This window comes from Moraxella sp. HMSC061H09 (assembly GCF_001809255.1).
Taxonomy (GTDB): domain Bacteria; phylum Pseudomonadota; class Gammaproteobacteria; order Pseudomonadales; family Moraxellaceae; genus Moraxella; species Moraxella catarrhalis.
Genome location: NZ_KV796838.1, coordinates 114236 through 134146, shown reverse-complemented (window position 1 = coordinate 134146; position 19911 = coordinate 114236). Strand labels below are relative to the sequence as shown.

The 19911-nt window shown below is 40.8% G+C and carries 17 protein-coding genes; 4 read left to right on the top strand and 13 right to left on the bottom strand.

Translation table 11 applies throughout. The features are described from left to right. Nucleotides 1-85 precede the first annotated feature (85 nt). Both HMPREF2573_RS02715 and HMPREF2573_RS02710 read right to left on the bottom strand, forming a co-directional pair. Complete coding sequence (locus HMPREF2573_RS02715; RefSeq protein WP_003660292.1) at nt 86-442, bottom strand: DUF4298 domain-containing protein; 357 nt, start codon at nt 440-442, stop codon at nt 86-88. 304 nt (nt 443-746) lie between these two features. After that, nucleotides 747-3203, bottom strand: coding sequence for a TonB-dependent receptor (locus HMPREF2573_RS02710; RefSeq protein ID WP_070472480.1), 2457 nt, complete (start codon nt 3201-3203; stop codon nt 747-749). A gap of 306 nt (nt 3204-3509) precedes the next feature. On the opposite strand from HMPREF2573_RS02710, the gene HMPREF2573_RS02705 reads away from it, so the two are divergent. Beyond that, on the top strand, nt 3510-3812 hold the full coding sequence (locus HMPREF2573_RS02705) for a CopG family transcriptional regulator (protein ID WP_070472477.1): 303 nt from the start codon (nt 3510-3512) through the stop codon (nt 3810-3812). Between the two features lie 117 nt (nt 3813-3929). On the opposite strand, the gene sppA is transcribed toward HMPREF2573_RS02705, so the two are convergent. The 11 genes from sppA to ccoN form a co-directional block, all read right to left on the bottom strand. After that, nucleotides 3930-4958, bottom strand: a complete 1029-nt coding sequence (gene sppA, locus HMPREF2573_RS02700) for a signal peptide peptidase SppA (protein WP_003657532.1) — start codon at nt 4956-4958, stop codon at nt 3930-3932. Between the two features lie 95 nt (nt 4959-5053). Further along, nucleotides 5054-7579 carry a ComEC/Rec2 family competence protein gene (locus HMPREF2573_RS02695; RefSeq protein WP_070472474.1) on the bottom strand — a complete coding sequence of 842 codons (2526 nt, stop codon included), beginning with the start codon at nt 7577-7579 and terminating at the stop codon, nt 5054-5056. 4 nt (nt 7580-7583) lie between these two features. Next, the gene (ispD, locus tag HMPREF2573_RS02690) at nt 7584-8312 is read right to left on the bottom strand and encodes a 2-C-methyl-D-erythritol 4-phosphate cytidylyltransferase (RefSeq protein ID WP_003663050.1); all 729 of its coding nucleotides are present in this window, start codon (nt 8310-8312) and stop codon (nt 7584-7586) included. A gap of 66 nt (nt 8313-8378) precedes the next feature. Next, nucleotides 8379-8789 (bottom strand): FtsB family cell division protein, encoded by a 411-nt coding sequence (locus HMPREF2573_RS02685; protein ID WP_003657535.1) that lies wholly within the window; start codon nt 8787-8789, stop codon nt 8379-8381. Between the two features lie 34 nt (nt 8790-8823). Next, the gene (gene eno, locus HMPREF2573_RS02680) at nt 8824-10116 is read right to left on the bottom strand and encodes a phosphopyruvate hydratase (protein ID WP_036378377.1); all 1293 of its coding nucleotides are present in this window, start codon (nt 10114-10116) and stop codon (nt 8824-8826) included. Between the two features lie 81 nt (nt 10117-10197). After that, on the bottom strand, nt 10198-11049 hold the full coding sequence (kdsA, locus tag HMPREF2573_RS02675; RefSeq protein WP_172798032.1) for a 3-deoxy-8-phosphooctulonate synthase: 852 nt from the start codon (nt 11047-11049) through the stop codon (nt 10198-10200). Between the two features lie 146 nt (nt 11050-11195). After that, nucleotides 11196-12830 carry a CTP synthase gene (locus tag HMPREF2573_RS02670; protein WP_003660298.1) on the bottom strand — a complete coding sequence of 545 codons (1635 nt, stop codon included), beginning with the start codon at nt 12828-12830 and terminating at the stop codon, nt 11196-11198. Between the two features lie 169 nt (nt 12831-12999). Continuing rightward, nucleotides 13000-14067, bottom strand: a complete 1068-nt coding sequence (gene ccoP / locus HMPREF2573_RS02665) for a cytochrome-c oxidase, cbb3-type subunit III (protein WP_003660299.1) — start codon at nt 14065-14067, stop codon at nt 13000-13002. Continuing rightward, complete coding sequence (locus HMPREF2573_RS02660; RefSeq protein WP_003657541.1) at nt 14064-14246, bottom strand: cbb3-type cytochrome oxidase subunit 3; 183 nt, start codon at nt 14244-14246, stop codon at nt 14064-14066. The genes ccoP and HMPREF2573_RS02660 overlap by 4 nt, the downstream gene beginning before the upstream one ends. Further along, entirely contained in the window at nt 14246-14884 is a 639-nt protein-coding gene (gene ccoO / locus HMPREF2573_RS02655; RefSeq protein WP_003657543.1) for a cytochrome-c oxidase, cbb3-type subunit II, read from the bottom strand. Before ccoO ends, HMPREF2573_RS02660 begins: the two co-directional genes overlap by 1 nt. A gap of 10 nt (nt 14885-14894) precedes the next feature. Further along, nucleotides 14895-16376 (bottom strand): cytochrome-c oxidase, cbb3-type subunit I, encoded by a 1482-nt coding sequence (gene ccoN, locus HMPREF2573_RS02650; RefSeq protein ID WP_003657544.1) that lies wholly within the window; start codon nt 16374-16376, stop codon nt 14895-14897. Nucleotides 16377-16984: 608 nt separating this feature from the next. Between ccoN and HMPREF2573_RS02645 the strand changes: the two genes are divergently transcribed. From HMPREF2573_RS02645 to HMPREF2573_RS02635, 3 genes are all read left to right on the top strand, one after another. Continuing rightward, nucleotides 16985-17368, top strand: a complete 384-nt coding sequence (locus HMPREF2573_RS02645; RefSeq protein WP_003657546.1) for an SCP2 sterol-binding domain-containing protein — start codon at nt 16985-16987, stop codon at nt 17366-17368. A gap of 328 nt (nt 17369-17696) precedes the next feature. Next, entirely contained in the window at nt 17697-19148 is a 1452-nt protein-coding gene (gene ccoG, locus HMPREF2573_RS02640) for a cytochrome c oxidase accessory protein CcoG (RefSeq protein ID WP_070472470.1), read from the top strand. Nucleotides 19149-19255: 107 nt separating this feature from the next. Next, nucleotides 19256-19888 carry a FixH family protein gene (locus HMPREF2573_RS02635; RefSeq protein WP_003657548.1) on the top strand — a complete coding sequence of 211 codons (633 nt, stop codon included), beginning with the start codon at nt 19256-19258 and terminating at the stop codon, nt 19886-19888. Nucleotides 19889-19911 lie beyond the last annotated feature (23 nt).

Sequence of the window (19911 nt, the reverse complement as noted above, 5' to 3'; positions counted from 1 at the left end):
ATTAAGATTGGGGTTAAGTATTATGGTGATGACGAAGAATGACAAAAGCGGAGATTTATCCGCTTTTTTAACAAGACAACTATCTTTATAACGACCGAACCAATTGCTTAATTAATGCCACTTGAGTTTGTTCAGCATCAATCAATACATTCCAAATACCATCTTCACTTAAAATAGAATAACCTTTGGTCTGTGCTTTTTTGTTCACATAATCCAAATCTTGCTCACTGATACTACCATTTTGGTAAGCGGTACAAAGACTTTGGCATTCTTTTTGATAAAATTCATCAAGTTTGGCATGCTTATCTTGCAACTTTTGTATTTGCTTGAGTGCATTTTTAAGTTGTTGCGTTAACGCTTGAATATCATCATTCAGCTTTTGCATTTCAATGAGTCTGCCAAGTATCTCATTATGCTGATGGGAGGTGTGAAAGTCGGACATGATGGCACCTATAGTCTAAATATATAAAGTTAACACGACCGCTACGATACACTATCTATCAAGACACTATCTATCAGAGTCGTTTGTATCATCTTAACAAAAATTACTGCTTTATTGGGTATATTTTTTAAACATAACACGAATTGGCCTTATGATTTTAGTATTTATCCACCTGTAACCATCCATATAAAAATCTGCACCCAAATTCCTTAATTGTGAATGCAGATTTTTAATGAATATCACATTTAATCAATATAATAGTTTAGTACAAGCATATATTGATTGCCTTTAGTTAAATGATTTGTCAAAATTTGAAATTTGCCCCGAGCATAAAGTTTCGCCCCATTTGTGGCATGTCTGGGAAAAATGTCTCATGAGCAAAGACTTTATCGTTTAATAGATTGTTAGCATTAAAAAATACCTGAACCGAGCCTGCTTGATGGCTTGGCTTGTGCTGATAGTTAAGCCCCAAATTCACCAAGTTATGAGCTGGGGTTGGGCGTTCAAAATTCGCCAATTTATCTTGTTTAAAGGTATGACGATATTCCAAAGACCCTGACCAATTTGCATTAACATTGGCGGTTAATTTCATGCCAAGGCGTTTTGGTGGCAGTCTTGGCGTATGACTGTCTGGCTGTTTGATGAGAGGACGGTTGCCATACGCATCGGTTCTGCCCTTTTTGTCAGGCAAATTGGTGAGCTTGCCACGAATATAATCACCAAATAACGCCACATGATATACATCATTAATCTGATAACCGATGTTGGCATCAAATCCATAAAATTTCGCCACTGCTTGTTCATAGCGTGCGGTTTTTAAGTCTTTATCATGACGCATGCCACGCAAACCTTGCTTATACTGCGACAATGTTTGTAAAAACACATAATTATCAAAATCATAATGATAGCCCCCAAGACGATAATCCCATTTATCACCTTGAAATGTCAGCCCCAAATCAATGTTGTTGGATTTTTCTTTGTTTAAAAAGCGGTTGCCAATTTCAAACGAGTTGGTGGCAAGGTGCATGCCGTGAGCATACAATTCCTGAGCATTTGGCAGGCGTTCTTGATGCGACAGATTCAGCGATAATTTATGTTTGGGCGTTAATTGTAAATGCGTCCCAACAGCATAAGAGCGTGCGGTTTGTTTTTTGGGGTTTAAAGTACCGCTATCCAGCAATCGTTTAAAGCGTATGTCTGGTTCATGAGCGGTTGCTAAGCCTAAGTTTAAGCTCTGATAAATGGCGTCTTTATCATAATCCATGGTGATGGTTTGTTTCTCAATGCGAGCGGCGGCGTCAACGGTCAGCTTGTCATTGGGCTTGTATTCTTCAAACCAAAACACACTGCCTGTTTTGGTTGTATTATTGTGCAAGATGTTTTGAGTGTCTTGTTTATTGCCATCTTCATAGCGAGGTGGCACAAGTCCGCTGTTTTTTGAGGCGAGATAACCTATCCCAAACACCCCGCTAAACTTGCCCATTGGCGTATGAATGGGGGTATGTGAAGCTTCCAGACGCCACACATTGGCTTGATTGTCAAAAAAGCTGGTCTTCTCACCCCCATCTATCTCATCATGATGATAATCCACTTTGCCCATGCTGGCTCGGATTTTATCAATGCCAGCAAACGGCGCATTGATTTGCCCTTGCACATCATAACGCTTCATTTTCAAATCAATCCAAGGTTTGCCATGGTCGTGCTCGTGGTCGTGCTCGTGGTCATGAGCATGGTCGTGCTCGTGGTCGTGGTCATCATGTGTATGGCATTCAAGCCCTGCATTGTCAAACTCTAAGTCATCATTTTCCATCAAAAAAGGATACAAACGCAAATATGGCTTGTATTGTAAGGCGGACTGAGAAATGCCATGCACGCTACATTCTTCATATTCATGTGAATGGTTGGGCAGGCCATATTTGTCTCGGCGTAAGCTCACCGATGCCCCCAAAAAGCCTTGATTGCCAACCCATGACACGCCAAGCGTTCCTGCGTTTGATTTGGCATGGCTGTCTGGCAGATGCTTTAAGGTGTCTTTATAGATGAATTCTGGCTGAGTATCATCGTATTCAGATTCTTCGTTAAAGACATGGCGGTCAAAGCGTGGCGTTTTATAATCTGCTGCTTGTTTGGACAGCCCTGCAACACGCACTGCCACATGCTCTCCCAGTGGGGCTTCGGCACTGGCGGTGATTAATTTTTCACGGTTGGCACTGCTAAGACGCACCGTCGCATCACCTTGTAATTTGCTGGGCAATTTGCTGGGTATTTTGTCATCAACGACATTGACCACGCCTGCTGAGTTGCCAGAGGCGTACAACAAGGCACCAGAGCCTCGCACAATCTCCACCTGTTTTGCCAGTGTGGTGTCCACCGCTATGGCATGGTCTGGCGATAACCCAGACATGTCCACAACCTCTGAACCGTTTTGTAGGATTTTCAGGCGTTTACCCTCCTGCCCACGAATGATGGGGGCTGAGGCACCGCCCCCAAAATGGTTAGAATGAACGCCAAGCTCACCTGCCAAGGCATCGCCTAGGGTGGTTGCTCGTTGTTGTAGTTGCTCTTTTGAAACTGTGATGCCACTGACTGTTTTTGAATGATTAACGCCAAACTCTGTATTTTGGTCAGCTAAAGAGGTGATCGAAACGCCATCTAAAATGACGGTTGGCTTATCCTTTAAATTCGCCTCTGCCAGCATTGGCATTGAAAAAGTTGCCAATATGGCACAGGCAAGCGGTTTTTTTATCATGGTAACCTTCATATATGATATACTATAACATTTGTTGAAGTATTATATAACATATATGAAAAATTACAATCAGTTGAGATACAATTTAAGCAAGTAATTACAAAAAAATTATCCTAACCAAACCAAGCTTATCCACCCTGGCAAAATTGACATCAAAAACCATCGTGTTATAATCCTTTAAATGCCATTTTTAAGGTTATTGTTAAGTATTGCTTTATACAATTACCTTGATATGCTTATTTTATGCCAATATAAAAATAGCGATGGCGACCATTGTATCAAACTTTATGCCATAAAAATAAACTCATTAGGAAATTTATGCTACCTCCACACATCAAAAATCGTTATTCAGACCACCCTCAAACCATCATGCGTCCTGTTCATTTACGCCTATCTGAAGAGATTATCCAGCATCTTGAAGATACCGCCAAAGTACATGGGTTTAGCCGTATTCAAGGACTGATTCGCTTGTACATTCGCCAAGGTTTGGACCGTGATAATTGTAATTACACGCTTGCCAATGACGTGCTATTCATTGAAAAATTGCGTAAAAAAGGGGTTAGCCAATCCATCATCGATGAAGCCTTAACAGATGTGAATCAAACATGCGATTTGGATTAACAAATATGGATGAATTAAATATGAATGCGTCATCAGTATTGAATGTATAAAGACGCCAACTAACAGCAAAAAACTACCCACTGATAATCAGTGAGTGGTTTTTCTTGATTTGATTGATTATTGAATGGTGGCCTCTTCTTGGTTTAGGCTCAATTTTAAACCCTCGCCCAAACCCTTACCAACCTGCACACCAAAACGATCAAATAACTTATTCATTGGGTTGACATAAGTATAATCGACTGTTTGTAAATCAAGCGTCTTTTTAAGCTGGCTAATACCACCTGTTTTATCCGCCAAACCCAGCTCAACAGCATCGGTACCTGTCCAAATCAGACCACTAAAAAGCTGATTTTGTTCAGGATTTTTCAGTTTACTACCACGACCTTGTTTAACCGCCTTAATAAAATTTTGGTGAGTCTTATTTAATAAGGCTTGTATGTGCTGCCGTTCTGTTTCGGTCATCTCACGGCTACTACTTAAAATATCTTTATATTCACCTGCTGTTATCGTGCGATCTTTTACGCCCACTTTTTTCATCAGCTCTTCTAGATTGTACCCAGACATAATTACACCGATAGAACCAACCAAACTTGAAGGGTTGACCCAAATTTCATCAGCAGCCGATGCAATATAATATGCACCTGATGCACCAAGATCACCAATGATGGCATACAATTTTTTATCAGGATATTCTTGACGAAGCATCATCGCCATTTGCCAAATCTCATCTGACTGCACTGGCGAACCACCTGGTGAATTGATATTTAAAACCACGGCTTTGGCTTGGTTATTCTCAAATGCCTCCATCAAAGAATCATTGATATTTTGTGCATTGACATCACCATTTGTCATGATCGCCCCATTAACATCAATAATGGCAATGTGTGGTTCATTAATACCGATACGCTCAAATGATGATCCAAAACCGCTGCACCCAAAACCAAGTACAATGATAAAAAATACCAAAAAAGCAAAGGTCAGTAATTTCAAAAATACCGACCAAAGACGGTTAGCCCTTTGCTCTTCAATGCTGGCAAGCAGTGTTTTTTCGAGCAGACGCCATTCTTCGCCTTGTCTGGGTGCACTCATGGGTGTGTCAGCTGATATTTTTTGGGGCGATTTGTCAGGATTTGGTGGCCATGCCATAATTGATACCTTATACAAAAATACTTAAAATGTGAAAATACACTTATTGTAACTCAAAAACCATATAAACGATAGTGTGCCTACCTGATTATTCACTATTTATCTAAGTAAATTGATTGCAGGGTATCTAAATTGGCTTTAACATGGCTGGCATCAGCGGCGTGTGTGGTGCTAAGCCAAACCGAATGGTAGCCTACAGGTGTCACCAACTTTAATTCTTCGTCAGAAAGACACAGCATGTCCCATAGCTGCCAAAGCATTGGCTCACGATTTGTACTGATGATAAGCTGTGTTTGATTTGAAGTGGCGGTATCAACCTCCCCAAAATTAGGCTCAAGCTGATCTTCTGTCAGATTTTGGGTATTTAGTGGCAAATCTGCCAAAACTTCAATTTCGCAGTGCTGTACACGCTCATCACCAATCTCATGCCAACCCGTCAAAGCTTTTATGCCAATGCCTTCAGATTGCCAATATAAACCTGCACGACATGGTGTGTGATGAATATTTGCTAAAGGCTCATGATTACCCGCCTGCCAAAAGCGATGCACAGGCAATGCTTTAGCAAGCTGACCCACCACAGGCAAAAATATGGCACTTGGGCTTTGGACAATGATACCATCTATGCCATATTGTGCCGCTCCCAGTCGATACAGCTGATCTGTCAGCGTTTGGGTATGATTTGCTCTTAAGCTCTTGGCACCCAAATCATTTAAGATAAGCCAGTGTTTTTGTTGATTGGCATTGTGATAACTAAGCAGCATCTGACTGATATTAGGCGTATCACTTGGCAAAATAATCAGCTTAAAATGCGGTATTTGCTTGGGCAATCCCAAAAATATCATCGCCACCAAAGGTAGTATAATCAGTACCCTAGGTAAGACATTTGGCAATATCCATAAGCCCACTACCATAAAACTGAGTAAAAATCCTGCCATCCCAAAAGGTGCATATAGCCAAGCACCCAAACTACCAATTTGGCTACTTAGTCCAAAATATAAAAAATCATGCAGCCAATAAAGTACAGCAGAAGATGTGCCCCAAAGTAGCTGCGACAGCTCTGGCAAAATCCCAAAAACTGCACCAGCGATTAAGTTAATGGGTACAACAACAAAACCAAACAATCCGATGGCAAATAAATTTACCACCAAACCCCAGATTGATACCTTGCCAAATAATAAGATAGACACAGGTAGCATGCTAAAAAATAGCCAAAATTGCAAACGCACTACCTGTTTGAATTGAAGCCATCGCCGTACAAGTTGCCCCTGATTTTGATTGGTCTCATTTATCATATTGATTTTGGACTCATAACGCATCAATAACAACACGGCAATAAATGACAACCAAAAGCCTGCTTGCCATAACACATAAGGGTCAAGCCAAATCATCAACAAGGCTACCCACGCCAGCACAGAAATCATGTCAGCGGGCAGTATTAAGTAGCGAACCAGCCAAGCTGCAATTAATAAATAAACAGTTCGCACCGCAGGCACATCAAACCCTGTAAACAATGCATAAACCAAACTTGCCAACACCATGACCATCATACGAATTTGCCATCTTGGCAAGTGTGCATAAATGCGTTGTGCAAATTTATCCGTCATAAAAGTTACAAGTGCTGATAAAATCACCGCTAAAAATAGCACATGCGTCCCTGAAATGGCAAGCAAATGCGAAATACCTGCCAATTGATACAGCTCTTTGGTGTGTTTATCAATCAAAGCGCGATCACCTGTCATCAAGCTCAAAGAAACCGCTTTTGCCTGTGATTGCGATGCACTAAGCTTATGCCAATCTTGATAAAAATGCGTTCTGAGCCGATGACGAAATTGCTCAAGACGAAAATAAAACCGCTGAGCCAAAGATTCTGCCTCAAGCGGTGCAATCTCACCAACAGACAAAATTTTTGCTTGAGCATGAATATGGCGAGTGCGTAGCCATTGATTGGTATCAAAACCACTTGCCGATGGCGTTTTATCAATCGGTGTAATCAAAATCTCGGCAGTCAAACGCATGGCAGGCTGAACCTTAGCAAGTCTACTCAAATCGGCTTGAGTAACATTTGGATTAGCTGATAAAAGTACCGTCATACCCTCCATTGATTTTAATTTGTCTAAATCCTCTTGAGTTGGCATTATTGAAGGGTTGGGATTAAATTCCCCAAAGGGATTATGAATCTTTAAAGTTGAGGGGTGATGAGCAGAAGGAATAATAGGTTTAATATTATGTAAAGTCGCCACTTGGCGAAATGAAGTACCCAAGATATCATCATAAATCCCATCACTCAGAGTATGAATATGAGCGTCAGCACTGACCATGTAGCGAGCGTTTGGCGCATGTATCTCATAAGTAACATATGCGACCAATGTACGCACCACAAATAACAAAACAATACTTGCAACAAGTAGACACGCTTTGAGCAAGCGATTGATTTTGGCTAATTTAGATGTAGGTATCAGTGACCATCCAAGCAAACACAACAATAAACCTGCAGTTATCAGTAAGATACATTGATCTGAAGCTAAAATACTAAGCCATGTCTCATCAAACCAAAATTGCTCAATACTGCCCAAGATGGCAAGCACAGCCAAGGCAACAAAAACAAATAACCAAACCGCCATAAGCTTAACTTAATTTGACCAATTCATCAAACAAACCACTTAAAATCTTCTCCATAAGCGGCAAATCATCAGGGTAAGTCAGCTTAATATTCATCCGAGATGCTGGCACAATGGCGACAGACTCCCCCATCGCTTCACACGCTGATGCCTCATCAGTAATCTGCAGGCGGTTGGTGATGACAAATTCAAAAGCCGACTTTAAAACCCCTATCTTAAATGCCTGAGGCGTCAACGCTTGCCATAAATCATCTCGGCTGACCGTATGGCTAATATGGTTATCTTTGGCAAATTTCAATGTATCCACGACAGCTGTCGCCAATATTGCTGCATTGCATTGATTGCTTTTGATTTTATGAATCAATCGATCCAAATCAGCATAAGGCAAACATGGTCTTGCTGCATCATGGATAAGCACCCAATCACCATCCAAACCCCCTTCAGCACAGATTTTGTCAAGTCCATTCATCACCGACTGCCATCGCTCATCGCCGCCAGTTGTGTAGTAAATTGCCTGATCAAAAGAGGATTGCATGTCCAACATTTCGCCTTGAATATAGGCATCATCATGAGCAATCACGACTGTCAAAGCATCAAGATCGGGGTGATTTAATCGAGAAATACTGTGTGTCAAGATACTTTTAGTACCAATTTTAAGATATTGCTTGGGTTTATTGGCACCAAATCTTGATCCTGTGCCAGCAGCGACAATGAGCGGATAAATCGTTGTTTTCATAAGTCATCAAATAATAAAAATCGCCAAATCAGATCAAACAGTTTGGCGATCAAAAACTTTTGTATATCAGTGATTGGGCATGGGTTCTGGTACAGAATCAACAGCCTCGATACTCTCATCAATTTCAAGTAAGGGCTGGCGTGAATAAGTAATTGGTGCATTTGACAGCTGAATAAATGTTTCACCAGGCTTAATTAAACCAAGGTCCAGCCGTGCATGCTCCTCAATTGCCGAAAGACCCGATTTTAGATCTTTGACATCAGCCAATAAGATATTGTTTTTATTGATCTGCTCTTGATTCAAGCGATTTTGTTCATGTAGCTGATTTTTTACAGCAATTAAATTGGCATGACCATAATCACCATACCAATACTGTATTTGCATCAGCACCAAAACCACTGTTGCAATAATAATGCTGATAATCAGTCTAAGCTGATTACTCACCATATACTTAAGTATCTGATTCACATTTGCCACAGTGTTTTTCCCAAATCATTGATAAAATCGCAAATCAGCCACGCAGACCGATAAATTCTTCACGACCACGATAAGCGGCACGCACTTGCTGCTCGATGCGTAAAAGCTGATTGTACTTGGCAACACGGTCTGAACGGCACAGTGAACCTGTCTTAATCTGACCTGCCGCCGTACCAACCGCTAAATCAGCAATGGTTGAATCTTCAGTTTCACCCGAGCGATGGCTGATGACAGTGGCATAGCCATTTTGTTTGGCCAGATAGATCGCATCTAAAGTTTCGCTTAAAGTGCCAATTTGGTTAAATTTGATCAAAATGGCATTAGCAATGTCTTTATCAATACCTTCTTGCAAGATCTTTGGATTGGTGACAAACAAATCATCTCCTACCAATTGAACCTTTTTACCCAACTGTTTGGTTAAATATGCCCAGCCTTCCCAATCGCTTTCATCCAAACCATCTTCGATAGAGATGATCGGATATTGGTTGCATAAGCTGGTTAAATAATCGCTAAAACCTTGGCTATCAAAGGCTTTATTGCCCTCACCTGCCAAGATGTATTGACCATTTTTATAAAATTCAGATGCTGCACAATCTAAGGCTAAAAAGATATTTTCACCTGCCTTATAGCCAGCTTTATCAATCGCTTGCATGATGACAGTAATTGCCTCTTCGTTTGAGCGTAAGTTAGGCGCAAAACCGCCTTCATCACCAACAGCCGTATTTAAACCTTGTGCTTTTAGAACTGATTTTAATGCATGGAAAATTTCGGTACCTGCACGCAGTGCCTCTGAAAATGAAGCAAATCCCACAGGCTCAATCATGAATTCTTGGATATCAACGGTATTATCAGCATGTGCGCCACCATTTAAAATATTCATCATCGGCACAGGCATGGTTAAGCTGGTTTGTCCACGCAGATTGGCAATATATTGATGCAGGGGCAATGATTGAGCAATGGCCGCTGCTTTGGCTACCGCCAACGATACTGCCAACATAGCATTTGCACCCATATTACCTTTATTTTCTGTACCGTCAAGCTCAATTAAGATATTATCAATCTGAGTTTGTTGTGTAACATCTTTATCAAGCAGTGCGGTGCGGATTTGGCTATTGGCGTTCGCCACTGCCTTTTTGACACCTTTACCCAAATAACGGGAAGTGTCACCATCACGCAATTCTAACGCTTCACGAGAGCCTGTTGATGCCCCACTGGGTGCAGCTGCACGACCACGAATACCATTTGCAAGGATAACATCTGCTTCAATGGTTGGGTTGCCACGAGAATCCAAAATCTCTCGAGCAATAATGTCTTTAATTTCTACAATATTTTTTGTATCTTCAGCGTACATAGTAGCTCCTATCGCAATCACTTATTAATGATAAAATTCTTTAATTTTGCGTATCTATTATTGTGTATCTAAAGTTTCAAAGCCTTTGACCAAATCATCAAGCTGCTTAATTTGTATCAAAAATGGCTCAAGTTGATTTAGGCGTAATGCACTTGGGCCATCACATTTCGCCTTATCAGGATCAGGATGAGCTTCTAAAAATAAACCCGCCAAGCCTGTCGCCATACCCGCACGAGCAAGAGTGGTAATCTGATGGCGTCTGCCACCTGCACTGTCACCACGAGCACCCGGCTCTTGAAGTGCGTGCGTAACATCAAAAAATACTGGTACATTCATTGACTTCATGGTATCAAAGCCAAGCATATCAACAACCAAATTATTATAACCAAATGCCGAACCACGCTCACAAAGAATCACTTGATCATTACCAGCTTCCAAACATTTATTAATGATATGACGCATTTCATGTGGTGCCAAAAACTGTGCTTTTTTGACATTAATTATCTTGCCAGTGCGTGCAATGGCACTCACCAAATCCGTCTGGCGGGACAAAAAAGCAGGTAATTGTAGGATATCGGCAACTTTGGCAACAGGTGCAGCCTGATAAGGTTCATGCACATCGGTAATAATGGGGACATTGTAAGTTTCTTTAATGTCATTTAGCCAAGTCAAGCCATTCTCAAGGCTTGGACCACGAAAAGAGTGCAAGCTTGAGCGATTTGCTTTGTCAAAACTTGCCTTGAACACATAACCGATATTAAGCCTTTGGCAAATATCGATATATTGCTCAGCAATCTCAAAAGCCAATTCACGGCTTTCAAGCACATTCATACCGCCAAATAGAACAAAAGGCTTATCATTACCAATCTCAATCCCTGATACGGTAATGTTTGATTGAGCGGCTATCATTGGCTGTGTCATCTCAAATCCTTACAGTTTTATTTATCCTGCATAAGTTACAAGTTTGGTTTTGTCATTATACTACCAAGTACATTTAAAAACACAAAAAATAGTAAAAAGCACATCAAAGCCAAAGCGTTTGATGTGCTTAATGATTAGGCTTGTTTCACATCTATCGCAGCTTTGATGAAGCTATTAAATAGTGGATGACCACCTCGAGGAGAGCTGGTAAACTCTGGGTGATATTGCACCGCCACAAACCAAGGATGATTGTCAATTTCAACCGACTCAACCAAATGCTGTTTGGCAGAATAGCCTGAAATTTTCATACCAGCATTTTCCAAAGGCTCAATATAGCGATTATTCATCTCATAACGATGGCGATGGCGTTCGGTGATATTATGTGAGCCATAAATCTCAGCAAGCTTAGAGTTTGAAACCAATTCTGCTTCTTGAGCACCCAAGCGCATGGTGCCGCCCAAATCACTATCATCAGAGCGGGTTTGAAGTTCACCTTTTTCATCAAACCATTCGGTAATCAAGCCGATAATCGGATTGGCTGTTTTTCGATCAAATTCGGTAGAATTTGCTTCTATGCCCAATACATTACGCGCATACTCAATGACTGCAAGCTGCATGCCCAAGCAAATGCCTAAAAATGGCTTGTTATTTTCACGCGCAAATTGAATGGCTTTCATCTTACCCAAAGTACCACGCTCACCAAAGCCACCTGGAACCAAAATCGCATCCACATCGGTAATCTGATTCATTGCCTCTGAATCTGTTTCTAGGGCCTCGGCACTGATATATCGAATGCTAACTTTTGTTTTATTGTGAATACCTGCATGAAGTAGGGCTTCGTTAACAGATTTATAAGCATCTGGGAGTTCGACATATTTACCCACCATAGCAACTACGATCTCGCCTTGGGAGTTGAACAAATCATCAACAACTTTATCCCAATCTGACAAATCCGCCTCTGGTGCTGTGATACCAAAACGCTCACAAATCAAATCATCCAAATCTTGCTCATATAAGCGGCGTGGAATTTGATAAATGGACTTGGCATCTTCGCATAAGATGACGCCGCGTGGCTCAACATTCGTAAATAGTGCAATTTTTTGACGGTTATCTTCAGAAATGGGTTGTTCTGATCGACAAATTAATACATCGGGCTGTAGACCAATGGAGCGAAGTTCTTTAACCGAATGCTGGGTTGGCTTGGTTTTAGATTCGCCCGCCGAAGCAATATAAGGCACCAAAGTCAAATGCATCAGTAAAGAATGTGTGCGACCAAGCTCAACTTGCATTTGGCGAACCGCTTCCATAAAAGGCAAACTTTCAATATCACCCACTGTACCGCCAATTTCAATAATGGCGATGTCATAGCCCTCACCACTGGTACGGATTTTATGCTTGATTTCATCAGTAATATGAGGGATTACCTGAACAGTACCGCCCAAATAATCGCCACGGCGTTCTTTGGCAAGCACGGTTTGATAAATGCGACCACTGGTAAAATTGTTGGCTTTACTCATTTTTGAACGGCGTAAAAAGCGTTCATAATAGCCCAAATCCAAATCTGTCTCCGCACCATCTTCGGTAACGAAGACTTCACCATGTTGAAATGGACTCATCGTGCCAGGATCCACATTAATATAAGGATCCATCTTGGTCATGGTAACTTTAAGACCACGAGCCTCCAAAACAGCCGCAATGGAAGCTGCAGCAATGCCCTTGCCAAGTGATGACACGACACCGCCGGTTACAAAGATAAATTTCGTACTCATAGTAATATATCTGTTGCTGGTAAAATAGAATTTTACTAAAAATCATCAAAAAAATATAGGGGTTTGGGGAATATTTTTCTCTGCAAATAAATCATAGCATTAAAATTGCCAATCATTTCACCATCAATAAAAAGAGCCGCAAAAGCGACTCTTAAAACATTAGCCAAACTTATTCAGCGGCAGTTTGTGATAGTGAGCGTACATAAGCTGCCAGCAGCATAATGCGTTCATTGCCCAATTTGGTTTGCCATTCTGGCATCACACCAGCACGACCATGGCGAATGGAAGTTTGGACGGCATCACGATCACCACCAAATAGCCAAATATCATCCGTTAGATTTGGTGCACCAATGGCAGCGCTGCCTTTGGCATCTGGACCATGGCAGACCACACAATTTGCCTCAAACAATACTTTACCTTGTGCAACTTTAGCAGCATCAAGCTCATAGTCATTTTGATTACCAGAAAGCTGAAGCACATATTCCGCTGCGGCACGGACACCAGATTCACCCAGTTGTTGTTGCCATGCTGCCATTGAACCAACACGACCATTATGAATTGTCAGTAGGATTTGGTCAGCGTTGCCACCATACAACCAATCATTATCTGTCAAATCAGGATAACCAAGTGCACCTCTTGCATTAGATCCATGGCATAAAGCACAGTTTTGTAAAAATAAACGGTTACCGATTTTTTGTGCTTCTGGATCTGATGCCAGCTTATCAACATAAGGTGCCAGCAGTTTGACTTGTTCATCAATCTGTGTTTGTAGTTCGGCATTTTCTTCGCCAGCTTTACGCTGTGATTGAAGGTCGTTTAGTTTAGCAAGGACAACAGTTGCCTCACTTGCACCTGCATTTTCCAAAATATTTTGCTCAAAATTTTCAGTAAATACACGGTTGTTAGCTTGAAGCTGGCTGTTTAGTTCATTGGCAGAAGTCCAAGGTACAGACTCACCATCCACCTCAACGGTTGTCACGCCTTTCCATGTATTTGGCTGAATTGATGGAAAAAGGATAAAATAACCCAAGCCCCAAATCATCGTACCAAAGAAAATCACCAACCACCATTTTGGCAGCGGTTTATCATATTCTCGAATGCCATCATATGAGTGACCTGTGGTCTCATCTTCTTCAAGAACTGGTCTAGATCGTAAGGTCCATACCAGAACACCAAAGATGAATAGCCAGCAGCCCAATGATAAGATGGTAATCCAAGAACTCCAAAAAAAGCTCATTGTATATCCTTAGTGCGCTTATCTGATGATAGGCGTTGTATGTCCTGATCATCCAGCGCAAGTTGTGCATCTTCTTCAAAGCGTTTTTTATTTTTTGGGGAATAAGCCCACCATGCGATACCGATAAAGGTGATAAACGCCGCAACGGTCGCAATACTATGCAAAACGCCCCAATTCATTAGCGTTGACCTTGCATCGCAATACCCAACTGTTGCAAATAAGCAACCAGGGCATCCAGCTCGGTTGCACCTTGAACTTGGTCAGGTGCAGCTTCAATATCTGCTTCTGTATAAGGTAACCCAAAACGATCTTTAAACAGACGCATTTTTTCTTGTACTTTTGTCCCATTAACTTCATTGGTCGCAAGCCAAGGATAAGATGGCATCACAGATTCTGGAACAACAGAACGAGGGTCGGTCAGATGGTCAACATGCCACTGGTCTGAATAACGACCGCCCACACGGGCAAGGTCTGGACCAGTACGCTTAGAACCCCATAAGAATGGGTGATCCCATGTTGATTCTGCAGCACGACTATACGGACCATAACGCTCCACTTCTGCACGCAATGGGCGAATCATCTGTGTATGGCAAACATGGCAACCTTCACGGATATAAATATCACGACCTTCAAGCTCAAGCGCTGTCCAAGGACGCATATTTGGCATGGGTTTGTTTACACCGCCTTCTTCAGCAACGGTTTCATCATAAATCAAAGGTACAATTTCAACCAAGGTTGCAAAGCTGACAGCAATGACGATAAAGATGACGAGTAAACCTGTATTTTTCTCTACTAATTCATGAGTGATATTAGACATTGTTTACCCCTTAAGCCTGTGCCGTTGCTTGTTCACTGCCAGTATTTACCTCTTCTGGCTCTGCGATATGTTCAGGCACGCTTGGCATTTTGATGGTGCGATAGCAATTATAAGCCATGACAAACATACCACCAACATATAAAGCACCACCCAATGCACGCACAACATACGGCCAATGTGAGACCACAACAGTTTGAATAAAGTCATACGCCAAAGTACCATCTGGGTTAGTGGCACGCCACATCATCCCTTGGGTAATGCCTGAAATCCAAAGTGCAACGATATACAATACCGTACCTGTTGTTGCAAGCCAAAAATGCAGTGTGATTAAGCTGGTTGAATACATTTTTGCCTTATTAAAGATACGAGGCAATAGCACATAAATTGAACCGATGGTAATCATACCCACCCAGCCTAATGCACCTGAATGTACATGACCAACAGTCCAGTCAGTATTATGGCTAATGGCATTAACCGCTTTAATTGAGAGCATTGGACCTTCAAAAGTACTCATGGCATAAAATGATAGTGCCACAATCAAGAAACGGATAATTGGGTCTGTACGCAATTTATCCCAGCTACCTGAAAGTGTCAGCACGCCATTAATCATACCGCCCCAAGATGGTGCAAATAAAATCAATGAGAACACCATACCCAAAGATTGTGTCCAGTCAGGCAAGGCCGAGTAATGTAGATGGTGACCACCTGCCCACATATATGATGCAATCAATGCCCAAAAATGCACAATTGATAAGCGATATGAATAAACGGGGCGACCAATTTGTACAGGAATAAAGTAATACATCATACCAAGAAACGCCGCTGTCAAATAAAAACCAACAGCATTATGTCCATACCACCATTGAACCATGGCATCGGTTGCGCCGCCAAAAAGTGAGTATGACTTAAATAAGCCAACTGGTACGACCAAGCTATTGACAATATGCAGCAACGCAATCGTGATGATGAATGCTGCAAAAAACCAGTTTGCAACATAAATGTGAGAGGTTTGGCGTTTGATGAGCGTTCCAAAAAAAACAATGGCATAAGCAACCCATACCAATGCAATGGCGATATCAATTGGCCATTCTAATTCTGCATACTCTTTGGCAGAGGTGACACCCAATGGCAGTGTGATGACCGCAGAAACGATAACAGCCTGCCAGCCCCAAAAAGTAAACCATGCCAAATAAGGTGCAAATAATCTGGTCTTACAAGTGCGTTGAACGATATAGTAAGATGTTGCAAAAAGTGCTGAACCCCCAAACGCAAAAATTACCGCATTGGTATGCAGTGGTCTTAGTCGTCCAAAAGACAGCCATGATGTGTCAAAATTCAATACTGGCCATGCCAACTGTGATGCAATGAATACACCGACAGCCATGCCAACGATACCCCAAAATACCGCCATGATTGTAAAAAATCGTACGATCGTGATTTCATATTCATGATCAACGGATAAGGGGGCTACTGCTGATTTATATAGACTCATTGGATATTTTCCTGTGCAGCCCGATTTATTTAGCGTCGCAGTTTTATCAAATCGAGTGAAAAAACTACTCTTGCTTTGATCTTGTGTGTCTATTGTAACGCAAAGTTAGGCAAATATCATCAAATCAGCCAGCAAAAACGAAAAAATCCTTAATTTTTCTGTGGAATATGGACAAATTTTAGGTTGAAATTTGAAATTCCTTGCTAGCTTGGATTGCAAAACTGCTTGGCTTGCGTTGGTGGCGTGGCAATCTGCCATCACCAAATATACCCATACTGGCAATGTGGTATTGCCAAAAGTTATTCATCTTTTATTATACAACACAAATGTAATTTTTGGGTATATTTTGTAAAAATATTGAGATTTTTTGGTAATAAAGCTAAATTTCTTATGATTATTTAATTTATTTTAATGTTTAATTATTAACCAAAACTCATTTTAATTAACTATACGAGTTATATTAACTGTACGAGATTAAACTAGTTCAAAGACGCTTGTGACAAATCAGTGCTTTTGCTTTATAATATCTCAAATATACAAATCAAATTAAAGCATAGTGTCTTTTTTTAACCTTAACCGACATTATCAAACAGTCAAGGACAATTATTATGGCAAAATTTTTAAGCCAAGCATGGTTTGATCAAGTCAATGAACTCAATCAAGCTGCAGGCAATTTAAATCTACCGCCAAATTTAGCCAATGTCTTATTAAATGCCAAAGTTACTGGCGATGACGGTGCCAAACTACACCTCAAAGAAGGCAAAATTTTTCAAGGTTTGACAGAAAATGCCATCAGCACTGTCACTGTTGATAGCGAAACATTATCACAGCTCATCGCAACAGGTGATGCCAATCAAGCCATTGAAGCATTTATGCTTGGCAAAATTCGTATTGACGGTGATATGTCTCAAATCATGACGCTACAATCTGCCAAACCAAGCCAAGAACAAAAAGAGCTATTTAAAAAAATTCTGCAAATAACCGAATTTTAAGTCAAAGAATTTGAAGTAAAAGACTGTAAAAACACTTCAAACGCCCCCATCAAAATTAGCCTGATGGGGTTTTGTTTTGATTTAGGTAAGTATGTCATAAATACTTATTTTTATCATTTAAGAATATCTTTATTCAAAAATATAACTTGCATATTTTTATAAAATGTCAAAATATCATACAAAAACCCTACAAAAAATGGTAATATAAGATAAGTTACCAACTATCCGTTTTGGTGTTTTTTATTTACCAAGCCATGCCTTAACAAAAATGCTTCTAGCAAGTAAAGCGATTTTTAATTCATTTGGGCCATAAGCCAAGGTATCTGTTATGTCAGAAGAACAAAAACCAAAGAAAAAACCCCGCCCTGCCCCTGAAAAAATCATTCCCACCTCCAAAGATATGGATGCAACCAAGCACCGTGTGCATCCACGCTTTGCTAAGGGCAAATATACCAACATTCGCCTAATTAGCATGTATTTGATTTTACTGGGATTTTTAATCGCACCTTGGCTTCGTTGGGATGGTAGACAAGCACTTTTATTTGATGTTATCGAACCTAAGTTTTATATTTTTGGGGCAACTTTTATGCCTCAAGATTTTTACTTCTTTGCATTTGTGTTTATCATTGCCGCTTTAATGCTATTTATGGTAACTGTCTATGCTGGGCGGGTTTGGTGTGGTTACGCTTGCCCACAAACCATTTATGTGCATCTGTATCAGCATGTAGAAAAATGGATTCTTGGTGAGCGTAACAAGCGTATTAAATTTGATAAAATGCCTTGGAATGCCGAAAAAATTATCAAAACTGCCCTTATTCATACCATTTGGGGTGTTTTTTCTGCGATTACTGCGGTAACTTTTATTGCATTTATTGTTGGTACAGACTATTTATTTTTTAATGGACACCCTTTATTTTTTATGGGTTGGGGTAAGATGACATGGATATTTTTTATTCTGATTGTCTTTGTTACCCAAACCAACGCAGGCTATATGCGAGAGCATATGTGCGTGTACATTTGCCCCTATGGTCGCTTCCAATCTGTCATGTTTGACAAAGACACATTGATTGTTTCATATGATTATGAGCGTGGTGAGCCTCGTGGTGCGCGTAAGAAAGATACCACACCTGCAGGCTATGGTGATTGTGTTGATTGCACCATGTGTGTTCAGGTATGCCCCACAGGCATTGATATCCGAAATGGGCTTCAGGTTGAATGTATCCAATGCGCCGCTTGTATTGATGCATGCAACGAAATCATGGACAAAGTTGGTTACCCACGGGGTTTGATTCGTTATACAACCGAACGCCAATTGGTTGAAAAACAAAAGACCAAAATTATCGGATGGCGTATTTTTGCTTATACTGGTGTACTTTTGGCTTGTATCATTGCTGCAACGATGGTATTGGTTAGTCGTGCCCCCCTTGAGATGGAAACCCGCCATGACCGTAAACAACTCTCAACCATTAGGCGTGATGGCATGGTTGAAAATAGCTATGTCTTAAAAATTGTCAACAAAACCAATGAACGCCAAGTTTATCAAGTTCGTTTAGATGCAGAGAATACAGCTGGCATGACTTTACGCTCACGCTTTAAAGAATTACCATTGCAAGCCAGTGAGCTGTACGATTTGCCTGTCAGCATCATCGGCGACCCAAATATCATCAAGCCTGGCAGCACACCTGTAACCATCACTGTATATAGTAAAGATGGTCAATACAGTGCATCAGCTCAAGATGTCTTTATTTACGAACCAAAAAAATCCAAGCAGCCCAAATAACTAACCTTAACAACCAAGCTTGGTTTTTCACCTAAATGGGTCTGACTGTGCTACAATAAGACCCATTTTAGCTCAACCTACTTTGATGACAATCATTGGCAAATATCATGAAACTGACACCCAAACCCAATAAACAGGCAAATATTTGGTACAAAAACTATATGGTTTTAATTTTTGTCATTGGATTGCCTGTGTTGGTTGTAGTGATTTGTTTATTTTTTATTTTTTATTCCATAAAAATTCAAGACTCAACCGTCCGTGATGATTGGTATATGGATGGCAAAACCTTATACCAAGACTCATCTCGTGATCAATTAGCACATGATTTGGGCGTTTTTGGTGTCATGCGACTATCTTGGCATGCCAATACAACCGATATACGCTTTGAATTAAATTATCCCACCCAAAATCTTTCAACCCAAAACTTTCATAATGATACACCATTAACCTACCCAGATGAGTTATCGGTGCATATCTCGCATGCCACTGATGATACAAAAGATCGTGATTTTACCATTGTCCATCAAAAAGATAATGTGTATGTTGGCAAAGTGCAACTTGATGACACCCCTGCCAAATATTACTTGCAAATCAGTAGCCCCAAGCCACAAAACTGGCGATTAATTCAGCACGAAAATTTACCAAAAAGCAATATTATCTTCTTACCGCTGTCAAGTTTTGATGAGGAGCGTCGCATATTGCCCGACCAACGCAATAAACGCCCTTCTGCCAAACCATAAAATATCGCTTAAAGACACCTTAG